Consider the following 17,760-nt stretch of genomic DNA (forward strand, 5'->3'; position numbering starts at 1 on the left):
CAATGATTATATAACTTGATTCTTATAGAAATTAGTATATGCCTCTGCAAATCCATCTTTCGGCACGAAAGGTAAAAAAGGTTTACCCGATGTTTCTATAAATTTTGTTAAACTTGGAGACAGGTCTTCCGACGCAACAATTACCGCATCCGAATGCATTATACTAACCTTCATAATATTCTCATAATCCGGCGTTTCCAATATTGCAATAGCATCATTCGGAACCTGGTCAAAAGCCACTTTACTCATCATTTCCGGATCCAGCGTTCCGTCAAATGACTGCGAGTAAACAGATGTTACAATCTTAGTATCTGCAAAAAGTGCCTCGTCTTTATAATAGTGTTTCATATAAACCGGCAGCATTCCTGCCAACCAACCGTGAACATGGATGATATCCGGAACCCAGTTTAATTTCTTCACTGTTTCCACAACCCCTTTTGCAAAAAAGATCGAACGTTCGTCATTATCAGGATACAAAACACCGTCTTCATCCGAAAAGGTAGCTTTGCGTTTAAAATATTCGTCATTGTCAATGAAATAAACCTGGATACGCTCTTTTGGAATAGACGCTACCTTGATAATCAACGGCATGTCCATGTCATTCACGACTAAATTCATCCCCGACAAGCGGATAACTTCATGCAATTGGTGCCTACGTTCATTAATATTTCCGTAACGAGGCATAAAAATTCTAATCTGCCCGCCCTGATCATTAATCATTTTCGGCACGTCATACGACATTAAAGAAACCTCATTTTCAGCCAAATATGGCACCACCTCAGATGATACATACAATATCCTCTTATCATTCATTGCATTAAATTTTATTTATTGGATATAAAAAACATGCAAAATTACAAAATTTTATGCAGTTGTTTGACAAAATAGTAATTTTGCACCCAATTTAAATCTGAAGCAAATGTTTGTTTTTGCCAAAAAAGCTGATTTAGCGCATCATTTAGCACAAATCGGCAACACTAAAAAAACAGTAGGATTAGTTCCTACTATGGGTGCATTACATCAAGGTCACCTTTCCCTGTTAAGTAAATCCTGTTCCGAAAACGATATAACCGTCATCAGTATTTTTGTCAACCCAACACAGTTTAACAATCAGGAAGATCTGGAAAAATATCCGAGAACCATGGAACGGGACATCGAAAAAGTACGCTCTGTTTCAGAAAACATCCTGATTTTCTCCCCAACTGTAGAAGACATTTATGAAGGCAACACCCAATCTGTTGCGTTTAATTATGACGGTCTGGAATTTCAGATGGAAGGGGCACATCGTCCCGGGCATTTTGACGGAGTGGGAACAATTGTAAAAAAACTGTTTGAAATTGTAAAACCAACCAACGCTTATTTTGGAGAAAAAGACTTTCAGCAATTACAGATTGTCCGGAAACTGGTCAAAAAACACAAAATACCGGTAAACATAATCGGCTGTCCGATTCACCGTGAAGCAAGCGGCCTGGCGATGAGTTCCCGAAACGAACGCCTTAGTGAAGAAGCAAAAGAAGAAGCTTCCCTAATTTACAAAGTACTGTTAGACGCAAAACAAAAATTCAGCACCAAATCGGCAAAAGAGGTAACTGATTTTGTCACACAAACCTTTGCAAAACACCCGGCTTTCACGCTGGAATACTTTGAAATAGCCGACGAAACAACACTGCTAACCTGTAAAAGAAAAAGCGTTGGCAAGAAATACCGCGGCTTTATTGCGGTTTTCATAAACAATATCAGATTGATTGATAATATTGCACTAAATTAATTAACTTTGCCCCATGCAAATTCAAGTTGTTAAATCCAAGATTCACCGTGTTAAGGTGACTGGAGCCGATTTAAATTACATCGGAAGTATTACGATTGACGAAGCTTTAATGGAAGCTTCAAATATTTTTGAAGGAGAGAAAGTCTCTATTGTGAACATCAATAACGGTGAACGTTTGGAAACGTATGCTATTCCGGGCCCGAGAAACAGCGGTGAAATCACGCTCAACGGACCGGCTGCCAGAAAAGTTCACAAAGGCGACATTATCATTATTATCTCTTACGGAATTATAAGTACAGACGAGGCTAAAACCTTTAAACCTTCCATTATTTTCCCTAACGAGAATGATAACTCCCTAACGTAATTCTTTTGAAAGAAAAATTTAAAAAGATAATCAGTATTGTACTCCCACTTTTGTTGGGAGTTTTTTTAGTGTATTACGCATACAACAAATTCACCCCGGAACAGCTGGAAGAAATGAAAGGCTATTTTAAAAATGCCAATTATAACTACATCCTGATTTCCACTTTTTTCTCACTGGTGAGTTTGATCGCAAGAGGATACCGCTGGCGATACAGCCTGGAACACATGGGCTATTTTTCGGCATTCAAAACCAACCTGTCTGCCGTTTGTATCGGTTACCTGATGAATTTAACCATTCCCCGTTCCGGTGAAGTTTCCCGTGCACTGATTGTCAAAAAATACAATGCCGTTCCGTTCGATAAGGCATTTGGTTCCATCATAGCCGAAAGGGTGATCGATCTGGTCATCTTACTATCGTTGATGCTAACCGCATTACTGTTACAGTTTGACAACCTGAAAACCTTTTTAATCCAAAAAATCCCCATTCAGAAACTAACCGTTATCGGGATAAGCGGTGTTACCATTCTTATTGTAATCACGTTGTTATTCCTGTATTCGAAATGGAAGCCTATCCTGATCATTAAAGAAAAAGTATCCGGACTGATTGAAGGTGTGCTGAGTGTTTTTCAAATGCCAAACAAATGGGCTTTTCTGTTTTACACAGCCGTTATCTGGATTGGCTATGTACTTACCTTCTATTTTGCCATTTTTGCCATTAAGGAAACCAGTGCCATCAGCTTTGGTGTGGTGGTAACCGCTTTTGTAGTGGGAAGCCTTGCCATTAGCTTTACAAATGGTGGTTTCGGCGCATTTCCGCTGTTGATTTCCGAAATATTATTATTGTATTCCGTGCCCGAAACAGCCGGAACCACATTCGGATGGATCCTGTGGGCATCACAAACCGGCCTGATCATTATCATGGGATTACTTGCCTTTTTGTTATTACCCCTTTTACACCGAAATAAATAATTTTTGTTATCTTGCTTCTCTATTCCAAACTACGAGAAACTACTAACAAACATGAAACAAAAACTTGCAATCTTAGTAACTTTTTTACTAACAAATTCTCTATTCTCACAAAAAACGGTCGAAGCTTTTCCATCGGAAAAACTTAACGAAACAAGAGAAATAACCATAATCACGCCCGATTCTTACGAGGGCAATAAGGATAAAAAATACCCGCTATTGGTTGTTCTGGACGGTGAATTTTTATTAAACCCTTTCTACGGTGTTTTTTCCTATGGAGCTTACTGGGATGATTTACCGGAAGTAATTATCGTTGCCATCAACCAGAATAAAAACAACGAACGGGAATACGACACTTCTTATGACGACGGCGGACTTCCCAATGAAAAAGGAGCCAAATTCTTCGAATTTATCGGTGCCGAATTAGTGCCCTATATCGAAAAAAAATACCGTGTAGCCCCTTTCCGCATGATTGCCGGATTAGACACGACTGCCGGGTTTTTAAACTTTTACCTCTACAAAGACAATCCGTTGTTTAATGCCTATATCTCGCTGAGCCCGGAACTTGCTCCCGAAATGGAAACCAGAATACCGGAGCGGTTAGGCGTTATTCAAAAACCGATTTTCTATTACCAGGCCACTTCCGATGCGGATTTAAAGAAGATCCAGACCAACATGAAAGCGCTGGATGAAAAAGCAAAAGCCCTGAACAATCCGAATTTAAAATACCGTTTTGACGAATTCAAAGGACTTTCCCACTATTCACTGGTAACCTTTGCTATTCCGAATGCTGCCTACCATATTTTCGACGGTTACCAGCCTATTTCCACTACGGAATTTCAGGAAAAAATTGCAAAAATGCCAACAGGCCACACGCAGTATTTAATTGACAAATACACCAATCTTGAAAAGAAACTGGGCTACAAACCTACTGTTCGTTTAAATGACTTTAAAGCAATTGAAGCCGCTATCTTAAAAAACAAAAACTACGAAGAGCTGCTAACGCTGGCCGAATTGTCTAAAAAGAACTACCCGAAAAGCATGATCAGCGACTATGAAAAAGGCTTATACTACGAAAATACGGGCGATATGAAAAAAGCGCACAAAGCTTATATGAGTGCCTTTAACATGGAACCGATTGGTGATTTAACCAAAGACGGCATGCTGGAAAGAGCCGATGCTGTAAAAACAAGATAAACTACTAAAACAAGAGAATACCGGAATGGCTATCAAATTAAAAACGTCTTTCTTCTGCCAAAGTTGCGGCACCCAATACTCCAAATGGCAAGGCCAGTGCAATGCCTGTAAAGAGTGGAATACCATAGTGGAGGAAATCATACAAAAGGAAGAAAAAACAGCCTGGAAAGCCAGTTCCACGGAAGTAAAAAGAGCCTCCAAACCGCTAAAAATAAAAGAGATCGATTCGGCCGAAGAAGTACGGATGGATACCACAGACGGCGAGCTGAACCGCGTTTTAGGCGGTGGTCTGGTTCCCGGCTCCCTGACCCTTTTGGGCGGAGAACCCGGAATCGGAAAAAGTACGCTACTACTGCAGATCTCTTTAAAATTACCGTATAAAACATTATACGTTTCCGGCGAGGAAAGTCAGAAGCAGATCAAAATGCGCGCAGAACGTATCACCACGAACAGCGACAACTGCTATATCCTTACCGAAACCAAAACGCAGAATATCTTTAAACAAATTGAAGCCATTGAACCGGAAATCGTAATTATCGATTCCATTCAAACGCTGCACACCGATTATATAGAATCATCGGCGGGAAGTATTTCACAGATCAGGGAATGCACCGCCGAACTGATCAAATATGCCAAAGAAACCAATGTACCGGTTATTCTTATCGGGCATATTACCAAAGACGGAAACATTGCCGGGCCAAAGATACTGGAGCACATGGTGGATACCGTTTTACAATTTGAAGGCGACAGAAACCATATTTACCGTATCCTGCGTTCGCTCAAAAACCGTTTCGGTTCCACAGCCGAACTGGGAATTTATGAAATGCAGGGAAGCGGACTACGGGAAGTCGCCAATCCGTCTGAAATTCTGATCTCCCACAAGGAAGAAGAACTTTCCGGAACGGCAATTGCCACCACGCTGGAAGGCATGCGACCGCTAATGATCGAAATACAGGCTTTGGTTAGCACAGCTGTTTACGGAACGCCGCAGCGAAGTACTACCGGCTATAATGCCAAGCGTTTAAACATGATCCTAGCGGTACTGGAAAAACGTGCCGGATTCCGTTTGGGCGCCAAAGACGTCTTCCTGAACGTTACCGGCGGAATTTCTGTAGACGATCCGGCTATTGACCTTGCTGTTGTGGCAGCAATCTTATCGTCTAACGAAGACATTCCAGTGGGCAAAGACTTTTGTTTTGCCGGCGAGGTGGGATTATCCGGCGAAATACGCCCGGTGAACCGTGTCGACCAGCGCATTCAGGAAGCTGAAAAATTAGGATTTGCGACCATTTTTGTTTCCAAATACAACAAGGTAACCCTTAAGAATACCATTATCAACGTCAAATTGGTGTCTAAAATTGAAGATGTTGTCAGCGAGTTATTTGGTTAAGGATTAACACATGAACTCTTTAGCAGCCATACAACTCCGCATTGATGCACTTCATAAAGAAGGAGCCACAATTGCCGCTGCTCATTTTCTTTTGCGTGAATATGGTCTGGAAAACCCAAATTTCAAAGGCTTTGAACTGCGTGAAAAAGCCAGACCCGATTTTATACTGATGACAACCGAAGGTCCGTTTGGCGAACCGCAGCTGATACGGATTCCCGAAAACACTTTTGAATTCCCATTAGTCCTGATGCTGAATTTACTCGCACACGAAATGGTTCACGTACAGCAAAAGACCAAAGAAAACACCGTTACCGATAAAAACGAGCGCGAATGGCAGGCCTATTATGAAATGCTGTTCCACATCCTTTTTCCTCAGATTCCGGAACTATCATCCTTTCACAAAAAATTCTTTGCCCGTAAAGCCCTGGAATATTATAACAGAATGGGCGAAAACTCCGCATTACAACTAAAGTACAGCGAACAGAAAAATGAAGTCGAACAGCTATTAGCTGCGTTAACCTGAAAAACATGGAACAATACCTGCTACCCGATGATTTTTTTAAAAACCCTGTCGCAAATGACGGTATTTTTCTGCATCATTACCACACCACAAGTGAATGCGAAAAAAGCAGGATTATTTTAAAAGACAATACGTTCAGCTTTTTATTTAAGGGACAAAAACAGCTTTATAACGAAAACTATAAAGAGCATATTGAATCCATGCAGTATGTGTTTATGAAGTCCGGAAACTATTTGATGTCCGAAAAGACAACTTTAGAAAACGAATACAGCAGTCAGCTTTTATTTTTCGACAATAATTTCCTGGCAGAATTTATCTTTAAATACCCGCAATTAGCCGCTCCAAAAACGCAGCAGCAACCGGCTGTACTAAAAGGCGACATCGACGAATATATACTGCACTTTCTCAAATCCATTTCATACATAGACCCGGCAGATGTGTTGGCAAAAAAAGTAAAAATGGAAGAGATCCTGCTCTATTTTATTCAGAATAAAGGATTGTCTGTTGCCGATTTACTGGAAAATCAAAACAAAAGCCAGCAGCTAAAAATACAGGAAATCGTCCACAATAACTTAGACAACAACCTTGAAGTCAGCGAGCTTGCTTTTTTGTGCAACATGAGTGTTTCAACTTTCAAACGCCATTTCAAAACCATCTACCACAATTCCCCGATCAAGTGGATGCAGGAAAAGCGACTGGAAACAGCCGCCCAAAAGCTCCTACAGGCAGAATACAGGGCAAATGACCTATATCTTGAAACCGGTTACCAGAGCTTATCCAGCTTTATCCAGGCCTTCAAACAAAAATTCGGACAGACCCCGAAACAGTATCAGTATAAAAAATTGGACGTTTAGCAACACTTTTACGTCTTTTGGAAATAGCGCTAACAGAGCTGTCCGTACTACTTTTGACATAAAATAATTCTTATGAAAACACTTTATGTCATCGCAGCAAGCCTTTTGTTATCGCTTTCGGCAAGCGCACAAACCTTTACTTTAAAAAGTACCGATTTACAGGGACAGGCAACCCAAAAACAGGTTTTTAACGGTTTTGGCTGTACCGGAGAAAATCGTTCCCCCGAACTTCATTGGGAAAATGCCCCGGAAGGAACCAAAAGTTTTGCCGTAATCATGTATGATCCGGATGCTCCAACCGGCAGAGGCTGGACGCACTGGGTGCTGTTTGATCTTCCTGCTACCACAAAAGAAATCAAAACCGGAGCGGGCGATATTACAAAGCTGCTGCTTCCCAAAGAAGCCATACAAAGCACCAACGATTACGGAAGTTATGGCTACGGAGGCCCGTGTCCGCCGGTTGGTGACAAACCGCATAAATATGAGATCACTGTTTTTGCCCTTAAAACAGCTTCATTAGGTCTGGACAAAAACACCAATCCGTCAATTGCAGGTTTTTACATCAACAGCAATACCCTTGCCAAAACAACGATAACCGCTTATTACAACCGTTAGCAAATAAACAGCAGAGGAGTAACTTCCTCTGCTAAACTATACGATATTAACATTTTCTTCTATAGTATTATAAAACGGGTTTTCTAAAAAAGTCTATTTTTGTACAAACAAGAAGAAGCATGAGCACAAGAAGACAAAAAATCATACGCTTTTCTATAGGCTTTATTTTATTTTTTGCCCTCGTATTTACCGGTCTTTTTATCTTTCGTAATACCCTTTTACAGAAAGCAATTACCAAAGCAGAAGCCAAACTGGACACGGAATACAATTGTGTCCTGACGATAAAAGAAGCTTCTTTTGACGGCCTTACCGGCGTGTCCCTTCAAAACATTGTTTTAGTTCCCAAAAAAGCGGACACCCTGCTCGCTGTTGAAAAAATAAAAACCAAAGTCAGCCTTTTCCAATTATTAACCGGTGATATTCAATTGCAGCAACTGGAAATGAATAACGGTTTTATCCAACTGGTTAAAAACAAAAACGGCCGCAATTTTGATGCCTTCCTCAAAAAAGAAAAAGAGGACAAAAACGATAACGAAAAAAGAAATTACGCGAAACTCGCCTACCGATTGCTCACAAAAGCCCTCAATCTGGTTCCCACAAATATGCGCTTGCAAAATCTTTCGTTACGCATGGACGATATGGGCAGAAAGGTAACCATGCACATGAACGAATTGGATCTGAAAGAAAAACAGCTGCAAACTTCCATAGCCGTACAGACCAATACTTTCTCACAGAACTGGAAGATAAAAGGTCTTGCCGATCCGAGAAACAAAACGGCCGACCTGCGTTTCTTTAACAGCGACACGTCCAAAATAAAAGTTCCCTATATAGACGAGCGCTTCCATTTGCTGTCAAGTTTCGACAGCATCCACGTGAATGTACAGAAAATAAAAATGGAAGGAAACGAGCTACACGTAGACGGTTTTACTTCCATTACCAATTTTACGATCAATCATCCGAGAATTGCTAAAAAAGATGTCGTCATCGAAAAAGCGAGGCTGGATTACCGCTTTCTCTTCGGAAGTGATTTCGTAGCTATCGACAGTAGTTCCCGGGCGCAGCTAAACGCTATAAAAGTGCAGCCGTTTATGGAATATAACACCGAAAAAGACACGGTATATACTTTGCGTGTCGCTATTCCAAAAATGAAAGCCCAGGATTTTATCACCTCACTACCAAAAGGGCTGTTTACCCATTTTGAAGGAATGGAAGCCGAAGGCAGTTTTGATTATAACCTGAATTTCCAGTTCAACAAAAACAATCCGAATGCCCTTGTTTTCGACAGCAGGCTGAACAAAGAGAACCTGAAAATAACCAAATACGGAGAAGCCGATTTAGCCAAACTAAATGGTGTTTTCACCTATCGGGCTATGGAAAACGGCGTACCGCAGCGCCCGATAGTCGTTGGCCCTTCCAATCCAAATTTTACACCTTTAGACCAGATATCTCCTTATCTGCAAAAAAGTGTTCTGACATCGGAAGATCCTTCGTTTATGTCCCATCGCGGCTTTATAAACGAAGCCTTCAAACAGTCGATCGTTAAAAATATCCGTACGAAAAAATTTGCCCGCGGTGCCAGCACCATCAGTATGCAGCTGGTTAAAAATGTATTCCTGACCCGTGAAAAAACATTGTCGCGAAAACTGGAGGAAATCCTTTTGGTTTATATCCTGGAGAACAACCGCATTGCCAGCAAACAGCGTATGCTCGAAGTCTATTTCAATGTGATCGAATGGGGACCGAATGTATACGGAATTGGTGAAGCCGCACAATTTTACTTCCAGAAAAGACCGGCCGATCTGACTCTTAAAGAATGTTTGTTCCTGGCGAGTATTGTTCCCAAACCGAAAAAGTTTATGTGGCAGTTTGACAACGAAGGTCATTTGAAAGGTTTTGCAAACCAGCACCAGAATTTCCTGACGAACCTGATGCTGCGCAGAGGTGTTTTGCAATCTGAAGACACCATTGGCTACAAAATGCCTTTTACGATAACCGGACGTTCCCGTTCTTTCCTGAAATTGAAAGTACAGGACAGCATTCCTGTCGATTCTCTTTTTATAAAGGAAATCGTTTACTAGATCTATTTGAAGTTTTTAAGGAATTCCTCTTTGTAAGTAGGCGAGATTTCCACTTCCGAACCGTCAAACAAGGTAACATAACCGCCTGTTCCTTTGTGGTATGATTTCACAAAGTTCACATTGATAATATGGGATTTGTGTACCCGTAAAAACGGAAAAGGAAGAATCTCTGAAAAGTGTTTTAAAAAACGGCACACCATTTTTTTACTGCCATCCTGTAAATACAGATCGGTAAAATTACCGTTCCCGCGCAGCCGGACAATGTCTTCCATTTTAGCCACTTCAAAGCCTTCCAGCGTGGGCAGAATAACCTGCTGCCGTTCCGGATTGGGTTCCCTGAAATTTTCCACAATGATTTTGTTGCGGTTAAAGATCTCCTGATTGAGCAATTGCAGCTGTACTTTGTTAACCGCTACGATCAGTTCTTCAATACTGATGGGTTTCAGCAAATAATACGCCGCACTCTGATTGAGTGCTTTTAACGAATACTCGGAAAAAGCAGTGACAAAAATGGTTTCAAACTGCAGTTCTTTACAGGCTTCCAATACATCAAAAGCATTTCCGAAGGGCATTTCCACATCCAGGAAAACCAATTGCGGCCGTATTTCATGAAGCAGCGGAACGGCTTCTTTGATATTCTGGGCTTCCCCGACAACTTCAATCTGCGGACAGTATTTGCTCAGGTAATTTTTAAGCACTTCCCTTGCCGCCGACTCGTCTTCAACGATAACACTTTTTATTTTTTGCAAAGTCATCATATTCTTTCAATCAATGGAAAATTAATTACTACTATCGTTCCGGTTTCCGGTTCCGGTTTTTCCTGCAGCGATAGCGTGATCTCTTTTTTATACAGTTCGTTCAGCAAACTGATCCGCTCTTTGGTATTTGTCAGCCCTCTGGACTGGTGTACTTTCTGGTTTTTGGTTTTGAGTTCCTGACTTTTAGTTAACCCGATACCGTTGTCGTCAATTACCACGCTTACAGTACCGTTTTTCAGGTAAAACCCAAGCTGTAGCAATCCTTTTCCTTCTTTATAGCGCAGTCCGTGCCAGATTGCATTTTCAAGATGCGGCTGGATGATCATGTTTGGGATCAAAATCGTTTCGGCATCCAGATTGTCATCCACCGTGATCTGGTAGTCAAACTGATCTTCAAAACGCATGTGTTCCAGATCCAGATATTTCCGAAGCTGTTCGACTTCACTGCCCAAAGCAATAAAATCCTTATTGGAATTTTCCATCATGTTCCGCATCAGGTTCGAATAGGACGTCAGGTATTTATTGGCTTCCAGTTCCCGGTTTTGCGAAATAAACTGGTTCACACTGTTCAGACTGTTAAAAATAAAATGCGGGTTCATTTCCCGGCGCAGCGACTGCAGCGCAATTTCCTTATTCTTGGTTTTAATAGCATACAGTGCTTTTATGATCAATCCGAAAAACACTAACAACAGTACAATCGAACCGATCAGGAAATAGTTAAAGGTGTTTTTCTTTGCGATCAGTTCATCCTTTAAAACTTTTTCCTTTTCAAGCTGCCGGATTTTTTCTTCTGTCACCTGGAAGTTTTTGGTATCCGCCAGTGAGCTGTCGGCATGAATAAGTTTTTCAAAATTCCGGAAGAACTGTTCGTACAGCAGAATGCTTTCTTTGTCTTTTCCTGTTTTTTTATAGTAATCCAGCAGTTGGGAAAGGCTTTTTTTAACCTCATCCGTTTTACCTTGCCGTGTGGCCAGTTCATAAGCTGCTTTTAGCTGCGCTACCGCTTTTTCCGGCTCTTTCTTTTTAAAATAGATTGTTGCGATCGACTGCAATTGGGCTATTTCGGTATCAAAATCTTTTTTAGACCGGGCTTCTTTCAGTAGTTTTTCCGAGATTCCGAGTGCTGCGTCAAACTGGTTGTCGGCCGTGTACACTTTGGCTATTTCATTTTTTAACTTGATTACCGTTTCCGGTTTGTCTTTCGCAAAGGAAATTGCCTGGTTGTAACTTTCAATCGCTTCCGCCTTATCTTTTTGCTGCAAATTCATTTCCGCTTTCTGCACATACGCATCCGCGACTTCTTCTTTGCGGCTTTCTTTTTCAAGCAACTGGATCTTGGCATTAACATAATTGTATTGTGCCGCAGGATTCGCAGCACTTTTTAGTCGTTTGGCATCACTCTGATTAACCAGTTCCTGATTTTTTTCCGTGGCGATTTCACCGGCAATCTGGTAGTTCTGGATCGCATCCTTATATTTACTCTGATTTTCCTGAACCCGCGCCAGGCTTCGGGTCACTCTTGCCAGATCCGGTTTCCGGTTAAGTCTGGTATAGCTTTCCAATGCTTTTTTGAGGTATTCCTCCCCTTTGGTATAATCGGCTATATCAATAAATTCCTGCGCCAGTTTTTCATAACTGCCGGCAATTTTTACCTCATCGTTTTCATTCAGTGAATTGGATAGTTCTTCGGCTGCTTTGCTGATTTTGGCATTGGCACTTTTTTTAGCATTTACAGTAGAAACCTGCTGCGCCGTTATTCCCTGCGGAAACAGCAACACTAAAAGAAGAAGTCCGAAACCAATTGATAAAATACGCATTACAAATAAGTTATTTTCAGAGTGTAAAGTAACTTCATTTCAAATTGCTTTCCTATACTTTTCACCAAGTCAAAAGACCGGTTCACCCTTTCTACCAAAAGTACGTTTTTTCGATCAATAGATTTGTCCCGTACAATTAAAACCGCAATCATGAAAAAATCTTTTACTCTTTTTGTCATGCTAATCCTATGCCAATTAGCTGCCGGACAGGTTTCCGGGAATATCAATTATCAGAACCAGGTACGTTTTACCGACAATGCGATCAACATTAGTTTTCCTTCCAATGCCGATGTTATGGTGAGTGTTAAAGGCCTTGCCAATGTAAAAGCGGATGCCTATGTGGCTATTTTCAGCACCACCCAAACGGGCAAAACCACTCAGGAGGTAAACGAGTTAATCGACAAACGGATTGCACAGTCCCTCGCGGAGATCAGGCTTAAAAAAGGTGTCGAAACCTTTGTAGACATGATTTCTTTTGTTCCCGTTTATGAATATGAAGTCGAGAAAAAAATCTTTAGCCGGAAAACCTACAATGAAATACCGGCAGGTTTTGAACTGAAAAAGAACATTCATATCAAATATTCCGATCCGAATCAGCTGAATGATTTTATCAGCATATTGTCCAACCATGAGGTTTATGACCTGGTTAGAGTGGATTATTTTTCCAGCACTCTGGAAACCATTAAAAAAGAAATGATGAACAGGGCAAAGCTGCTGGTTCAGGAAAAGGTTAAAAACTATGAGCTGCTGCTGGGAGAGACTTTCGGCAATGTGGAGAAAAAGATTGCCGACGGATACAGTGTGACATTACCCGTGGAAATGTATAAATCCTACGAAGCCTATAACAGTTCTTCGCTTAACTTAAAGAGAGCCGCCAATATCAACCAGGCCAGTAAATCCACTACGCTATTCTACCAGCCGGTGTTCAACAAGGAATTTGATTTTGTCATTAATGCTACGGTACTCGAACCGGTAATCCAGGTGCAATATGAAATCAAAATGGCCATTAACCGGGAAAAGAAACCGGCTTCAAAAACAGACAAGGAGTTTATACTGATTACGCCTAACGGTGATTTGAAAACCCTGAATCTGAATACCTCAAAACAAACCCATTAATCCCAAACGGGCCTTTCACCAAGTTAAAATACCGTTTCACCCATTCTGAAAAAAACGCATGATTACTCTTGATACTTTTGAACTGTAATCTTAAAATCAAAAAACATGAAAGCTGAAAACATTGTAATAGCATTGACCGCTTCTGTTCTGCTAACGGGAGTTGCCTTAAAAGTTGAAAACACTCCCGATACGGGATTGATTACACCGATCATCAAAACCGCAACACCGGAAAAACCCTGCGTTTTCATGTCGGTTATGGGAGAACAGCCGGTAGACCGGTATTCGGTTTACAAAAATGCTTCCGGACTAAAGGTCAGTCTTGACAAAGGGGAAAAATGGCTAGCGGAAGCACAAAACAAAGACGGCGGCTGGGGCGCCGGTTCCCACAGCAACCAGGGCGAAATGAATCCGCATGCCGTTAGTTCCGACCCGGCAACAACAGCCATGGCTGCGATGAGTCTGTACCGGATGGGTTTTAGTATTGAGAAAGGAAGGTACAAACAACAGCTAACGGCGGCTTTGAATTATTTACTGCATCAGGTTGAAGAAAATAAAAATAAAGAATTCATAACTCCGGTTCGCGGCACTCAGATCCAGCAAAAATTAGGAGCAAACATTGATGCCGTTTTAACCTTACAGTTCCTGAACCAGCTGGTTCCTACAGTATCCGATAAAGCGCTGACCAAACGGGTAGAAAATGCCATCCAGATTTGTGTTGGCAAAATCGAGAAATCATACGATGCAAACGGAAAAGTTTCCGGTGCCGGCTGGGCAGGTGTTTTACAGTCTTCTTTTGCCAATGCTGCTTTGGAGCAGGCTTCCAAAAACAAGAATATAAAAGTAGACCCGGATAAAATGGCTGCCGCCCGGAATTACCAGAAAGGTAATTATGATGCCGAAAACAATACCGCTAAAACAGAAGACGGTGCCGGAATCGTGCTATATGCCGTGAGCAGTTCGGTGAGAGGCAGTGCTTCGGAAGCCAAAGAAGCCGAAGAATTATTTGAAAAAGCCAAAGCCGAAGGTAAAATCAGCAAAAAGGCGGAACTAAACACCCAGAATCTTGAAAAAATAGGGGTTAATAAGGATAAAGCACTTTCTTATGCAGCAGCAGCTAAGGTTTATAAAGCTGCAAAAGTACAGGCAATGGACAACCAGGTAATGAACGGTTTTGGCAACAATGGCGGCGAAGAATTCATGAGCTTTTTACAAACCGGGGAATCCATGCTGGTTAAAAAAGACAGCGACTGGAAAAACTGGTATGATAATGTGGGCGGGAAAATTCTAAAAATCCAAAACCAAAACGGAAGCTGGAACGGGCATCACTGCATTACCAGTCCGGTTTTCTGTACTGCAACCTGTCTTTTGATCCTGACGATAGAAAACGATATTAAATTATTACAGCAATAATATCATGAAAACGACATTCATAACCGCAGCACTTCTGGCAACCATTTTTTCGTTTGCCCATACCGCAACGACTGTTAATCCGCAAACGGTGGCAATTCATAAAGCAGACAACACCAAAATTCAGGTAGCACTTTTGCTGGATACTTCCAATAGCATGGATGGCTTGATCGACCAGGCTAAATCCTGCCTCTGGAATATCGTTAACACACTGACTACTTTAAAATACAATGGCAAAACACCCGATATTGAAATTGCGCTGTACGAATACGGCAACAACGGGTTGTCCCAGACCGCTAATTATATCCGCCAGGTGACACCGCTCTCGACAGATCTGGACCTGATTTCGGAAAAACTGTTTTCCTTACGTACAAACGGCGGTGCTGAATATTGCGGCGCCGTTATTCAGGACGCGACCAGACAATTGCAATGGAAGACCGACACTAACAGCATGAAGCTTATTTATATTGCCGGAAATGAGGCTTTTGATCAGGGCAGTATTTCTTATAAGGAAGCGATTAGTGATGCGTTAAAAAAGGACATTTATGTGAACGCTATTTTCTGTGGTGATTATGACGAAGGTATCAGCTCCTTATGGAAAAACGGTGCCGAAACAGGAAAAGGGAAATATTTCAATATCAACTCCAACCTGGCAGTGCAGTACATTCTGACTCCTTATGACGCCAAAATAGCCGATTGCAGCAGTCGTATCAATGCTACTTATATTGGTTATGGCGCCAGCGGGCAGGCAAAAAAGAGGAATCAGGAAGTACAGGATAAAAATGCCGAAAGCGTATCGGCTGCCAACTATGCCGAACGTGCCGTTAGCAAATCGAAAGCCATTTATAAAAACGAAAGCTGGGATCTGGTTGACAAGGTAAAAGAAGACAAAGATGCCATCGCCAAAATCAGGAAAGAAGAACTGCCCAAAGAATTGCAAAACAAAAGCAAGGCAGAACTAAAAACTCTTATTGAGGCAAAAACGAAGGAACGCGAGAGCATCCAGCAGGAAATCGCACAGCTTGCTAAAAAACGCCAGGAGTATATTGATACCGAAAATAAAAAAACAAAATCGCAGGACGATTTAGGAAATGCCATTAATAGTTCCATTACGGCCTATGCCAAAGCAAAAGGATATACTGTCGAGAAATAAAAGTAAAATCCTATATTTATCATCATAAAAATATTGACAATGAAAAAGTTCATCATCACCTTATTATTTGCCATTCCCGGTATTGCGCTGGCGCAAAAACCGGTATTTACCACCGCCAAAGTAAAAGACGTAACAGTATATTTTAACGCAGCCGAAATTGCACAATCGGCGACCGTGAATATTCCTGCCGGAACCCATGAGATTGTCATTAAAAACATCGCCAATTACCTGAATGAAAATTCCGTACAAATAGGTGCTCCTTCAACCGTAACCGTTTTGTCTACGCAATTTACCAATGATTATATCTCCGAATACGATCTGGACGAAAGTTCACCAGCTATTAAAAAAGTAAGGGACAGTATCAAACTGGTTCAGAAAGATCTGGAGAGGCTTGCCAACATTAAAACTTCAGAAATCAAGACGATTGAGATGCTGGATAAAAACCAGCAGATTTACGGCCAGAATTCCGGGTTAAACGTGTCTGAATTAATGAAAATGGTAGAGTATTACAAATCAAAGCGAACAGAGATCAGCAATTCTGTAAATGCGATTACCGAAAAAGAGAAAAACCTCAATGCGCTGCTAACGAAACTTAACAGTAAGCTGGAAATTAACACCAATAAGGAAGAGAAAAATGCAAGCGGGAAACTGGTTTTACAGGTCATGAATCAGACAGCAGGAAACATTCCGCTTGAAATTTCTTACCTGACCAATAATGCACGCTGGGTTCCTTTTTATGACCTGAGAGCCGATAATGTAACCTCGCCTATAAACATGATGTACAAGGCACAGATTGTTCAAAATACAGGAGTAGACTGGAAAAAAGTAAAATTAACGCTTTCCAGCGGTATGCCAAACCAGAACAACCTGGCGCCAACAATCAGACCGTGGTTTTTAGCGTACCAGCAACCGCTATACAACAATGCTGACTATGCCCGTAAGGAATTACAGGAAGTTGTGGTAACCAGTGCTCCCAGTCTAAGAGGTAAAGCTTCCGGGATTGCAGCGGCCAGTTCTGTTTCCGATTACACCTTGATCAACGAGAACCAGCTGAATATTTCTTTTGACATTGATATTCCGTATGATATTTTATCGAACGGCAAAGTACACAGCGTGGCCTTAAAAGAGATCCAATTGCCGGCTACTTATAAATATTATGCGGCACCGAAATTTGACAAAGAATCATTCCTGCTGGCAGAGATTACCGATTATGGCAAATACAACCTGTTAAAAGGAGAAGCGAATATTATTTTTGAAGGCATGTATGTGGGCAAAACCGTTATCAACCCGGGACAAACGGCCGACACGTTAAACCTGAGTATGGGACGTGATAAAAAAGTGTCTATTACCAGAGAAAAAATAACCGATAAATCCGGCACCAAATTCCTGTCCTCTAAAAAAGAGCAGACATTTACGTACGACATTACGATCCGCAACAATAAAAAAGAAGCGATTGTCATGAAACTGGAAGACCAGTATCCGTTAAGTACCGACAAGGAAATTGAGATTGAACTCAAACAAAAAGACGGTGCTAAAGTTAATACCGAAAGTGGTTTGCTAACATGGGAGCTCAATTTAAAACCGAATGAGACCAAAAAAATCCGCATCAGTTATGTGGTAAAATATCCGAAAGATAAAGTAATGAGCAATCTTTAATCAAAAGCCCCTCAATTGAGGGGCTTTGTTTTTTAAGCTATTTTATTTGTTTAAGAAGCTGTTTATAATCCGGTTCGTCGAACGTAAATTCTTTTACTTTTT

At 41.3% G+C, this 17,760-nt stretch carries 16 protein-coding genes; 13 read left to right on the forward strand and 3 right to left on the reverse strand.

Features of this window, described 5'->3' with window-relative positions; genetic code table 11:
* Positions 1-6 precede the first annotated feature (6 nt).
* Positions 7-813, reverse strand: coding sequence for a glycogen/starch synthase (locus B3394_RS14150; RefSeq protein ID WP_286925660.1), 807 nt, complete (start codon positions 811-813; stop codon positions 7-9).
* Positions 814-919: 106 nt separating this feature from the next.
* Between B3394_RS14150 and panC the strand changes: the two genes are divergently transcribed.
* The 9 genes from panC to B3394_RS14195 all read left to right on the forward strand — a co-directional run bounded on the left by panC (position 920) and on the right by B3394_RS14195 (position 9,751).
* Positions 920-1,768, forward strand: coding sequence for a pantoate--beta-alanine ligase (gene panC, locus B3394_RS14155; protein ID WP_286925661.1), 849 nt, complete (start codon positions 920-922; stop codon positions 1,766-1,768).
* Between the two features lie 13 nt (positions 1,769-1,781).
* Positions 1,782-2,132 carry an aspartate 1-decarboxylase gene (gene panD, locus B3394_RS14160; protein ID WP_177731244.1) on the forward strand — a complete coding sequence of 117 codons (351 nt, stop codon included), beginning with the start codon at positions 1,782-1,784 and terminating at the stop codon, positions 2,130-2,132.
* A 5-nt stretch (positions 2,133-2,137) separates the two neighbouring features.
* Positions 2,138-3,100, forward strand: a complete 963-nt coding sequence (locus tag B3394_RS14165) for a lysylphosphatidylglycerol synthase transmembrane domain-containing protein (protein WP_273246033.1) — start codon at positions 2,138-2,140, stop codon at positions 3,098-3,100.
* A 51-nt stretch (positions 3,101-3,151) separates the two neighbouring features.
* On the forward strand, positions 3,152-4,294 hold the full coding sequence (locus tag B3394_RS14170; protein WP_177731240.1) for an alpha/beta hydrolase: 1,143 nt from the start codon (positions 3,152-3,154) through the stop codon (positions 4,292-4,294).
* A gap of 25 nt (positions 4,295-4,319) precedes the next feature.
* Complete coding sequence (gene radA / locus B3394_RS14175) at positions 4,320-5,684, forward strand: DNA repair protein RadA (RefSeq protein ID WP_177731238.1); 1,365 nt, start codon at positions 4,320-4,322, stop codon at positions 5,682-5,684.
* Positions 5,685-5,694: 10 nt separating this feature from the next.
* Positions 5,695-6,207, forward strand: a complete 513-nt coding sequence (locus B3394_RS14180) for a hypothetical protein (protein ID WP_286925662.1) — start codon at positions 5,695-5,697, stop codon at positions 6,205-6,207.
* A 5-nt stretch (positions 6,208-6,212) separates the two neighbouring features.
* Complete coding sequence (locus B3394_RS14185; protein WP_273246029.1) at positions 6,213-7,058, forward strand: helix-turn-helix domain-containing protein; 846 nt, start codon at positions 6,213-6,215, stop codon at positions 7,056-7,058.
* Between the two features lie 72 nt (positions 7,059-7,130).
* Positions 7,131-7,673, forward strand: coding sequence for a YbhB/YbcL family Raf kinase inhibitor-like protein (locus tag B3394_RS14190; protein ID WP_177731232.1), 543 nt, complete (start codon positions 7,131-7,133; stop codon positions 7,671-7,673).
* A 119-nt stretch (positions 7,674-7,792) separates the two neighbouring features.
* Positions 7,793-9,751, forward strand: coding sequence for a transglycosylase domain-containing protein (locus tag B3394_RS14195; RefSeq protein WP_286925663.1), 1,959 nt, complete (start codon positions 7,793-7,795; stop codon positions 9,749-9,751).
* A gap of 2 nt (positions 9,752-9,753) precedes the next feature.
* Here B3394_RS14195 and B3394_RS14200 read toward each other — a convergent pair whose 3' ends face one another.
* Positions 9,754-10,506, reverse strand: a complete 753-nt coding sequence (locus tag B3394_RS14200) for a LytR/AlgR family response regulator transcription factor (protein ID WP_286925670.1) — start codon at positions 10,504-10,506, stop codon at positions 9,754-9,756.
* On the reverse strand, positions 10,506-12,326 hold the full coding sequence (locus B3394_RS14205; RefSeq protein WP_286925664.1) for a tetratricopeptide repeat-containing sensor histidine kinase: 1,821 nt from the start codon (positions 12,324-12,326) through the stop codon (positions 10,506-10,508). The genes B3394_RS14200 and B3394_RS14205 overlap by 1 nt, the downstream gene beginning before the upstream one ends.
* Before the next feature lie 150 nt (positions 12,327-12,476).
* Between B3394_RS14205 and B3394_RS14210 the strand changes: the two genes are divergently transcribed.
* From B3394_RS14210 to B3394_RS14225, 4 genes are all read left to right on the forward strand, one after another.
* Positions 12,477-13,442 (forward strand): SIMPL domain-containing protein, encoded by a 966-nt coding sequence (locus B3394_RS14210; RefSeq protein ID WP_286925665.1) that lies wholly within the window; start codon positions 12,477-12,479, stop codon positions 13,440-13,442.
* Between the two features lie 105 nt (positions 13,443-13,547).
* The gene (locus B3394_RS14215) at positions 13,548-14,852 is read left to right on the forward strand and encodes a hypothetical protein (protein ID WP_286925666.1); all 1,305 of its coding nucleotides are present in this window, start codon (positions 13,548-13,550) and stop codon (positions 14,850-14,852) included.
* A 4-nt stretch (positions 14,853-14,856) separates the two neighbouring features.
* Entirely contained in the window at positions 14,857-16,002 is a 1,146-nt protein-coding gene (locus tag B3394_RS14220) for a VWA domain-containing protein (protein WP_286925667.1), read from the forward strand.
* A 39-nt stretch (positions 16,003-16,041) separates the two neighbouring features.
* The gene (locus B3394_RS14225) at positions 16,042-17,658 is read left to right on the forward strand and encodes a DUF4139 domain-containing protein (protein WP_286925668.1); all 1,617 of its coding nucleotides are present in this window, start codon (positions 16,042-16,044) and stop codon (positions 17,656-17,658) included.
* Positions 17,659-17,760 lie beyond the last annotated feature (102 nt).

It is taken from the genome of Flavobacterium sp. UBA4197 (genome assembly GCF_002379575.1).
Taxonomy (GTDB): domain Bacteria; phylum Bacteroidota; class Bacteroidia; order Flavobacteriales; family Flavobacteriaceae; genus Flavobacterium; species Flavobacterium inviolabile.

Excerpts from the sequence above, each read along its gene's own strand:
- panD (WP_177731244.1), top strand. The coding sequence starts at position 1,782 with ATGCAAATTCAAGTTGTTAAATCCAAGATTCACCGTGTTAAGGTGACT.
- B3394_RS14195 (WP_286925663.1), top strand. The coding sequence starts at position 7,793 with ATGAGCACAAGAAGACAAAAAATCATACGCTTTTCTATAGGCTTTATT.
- B3394_RS14200 (WP_286925670.1), bottom strand. The coding sequence starts at position 10,506 with ATGACTTTGCAAAAAATAAAAAGTGTTATCGTTGAAGACGAGTCGGCG.
- B3394_RS14210 (WP_286925665.1), top strand. The coding sequence starts at position 12,477 with ATGAAAAAATCTTTTACTCTTTTTGTCATGCTAATCCTATGCCAATTA.
- radA (WP_177731238.1), top strand. The coding sequence starts at position 4,320 with ATGGCTATCAAATTAAAAACGTCTTTCTTCTGCCAAAGTTGCGGCACC.
- B3394_RS14205 (WP_286925664.1), bottom strand. The coding sequence starts at position 12,326 with ATGCGTATTTTATCAATTGGTTTCGGACTTCTTCTTTTAGTGTTGCTG.
- B3394_RS14180 (WP_286925662.1), top strand. The coding sequence starts at position 5,695 with ATGAACTCTTTAGCAGCCATACAACTCCGCATTGATGCACTTCATAAA.
- B3394_RS14150 (WP_286925660.1), bottom strand. The coding sequence starts at position 813 with ATGAATGATAAGAGGATATTGTATGTATCATCTGAGGTGGTGCCATAT.
- panC (WP_286925661.1), top strand. The coding sequence starts at position 920 with ATGTTTGTTTTTGCCAAAAAAGCTGATTTAGCGCATCATTTAGCACAA.
- B3394_RS14170 (WP_177731240.1), top strand. The coding sequence starts at position 3,152 with ATGAAACAAAAACTTGCAATCTTAGTAACTTTTTTACTAACAAATTCT.
- B3394_RS14225 (WP_286925668.1), top strand. The coding sequence starts at position 16,042 with ATGAAAAAGTTCATCATCACCTTATTATTTGCCATTCCCGGTATTGCG.
- B3394_RS14190 (WP_177731232.1), top strand. The coding sequence starts at position 7,131 with ATGAAAACACTTTATGTCATCGCAGCAAGCCTTTTGTTATCGCTTTCG.
- B3394_RS14185 (WP_273246029.1), top strand. The coding sequence starts at position 6,213 with ATGGAACAATACCTGCTACCCGATGATTTTTTTAAAAACCCTGTCGCA.
- B3394_RS14220 (WP_286925667.1), top strand. The coding sequence starts at position 14,857 with ATGAAAACGACATTCATAACCGCAGCACTTCTGGCAACCATTTTTTCG.
- B3394_RS14215 (WP_286925666.1), top strand. The coding sequence starts at position 13,548 with ATGAAAGCTGAAAACATTGTAATAGCATTGACCGCTTCTGTTCTGCTA.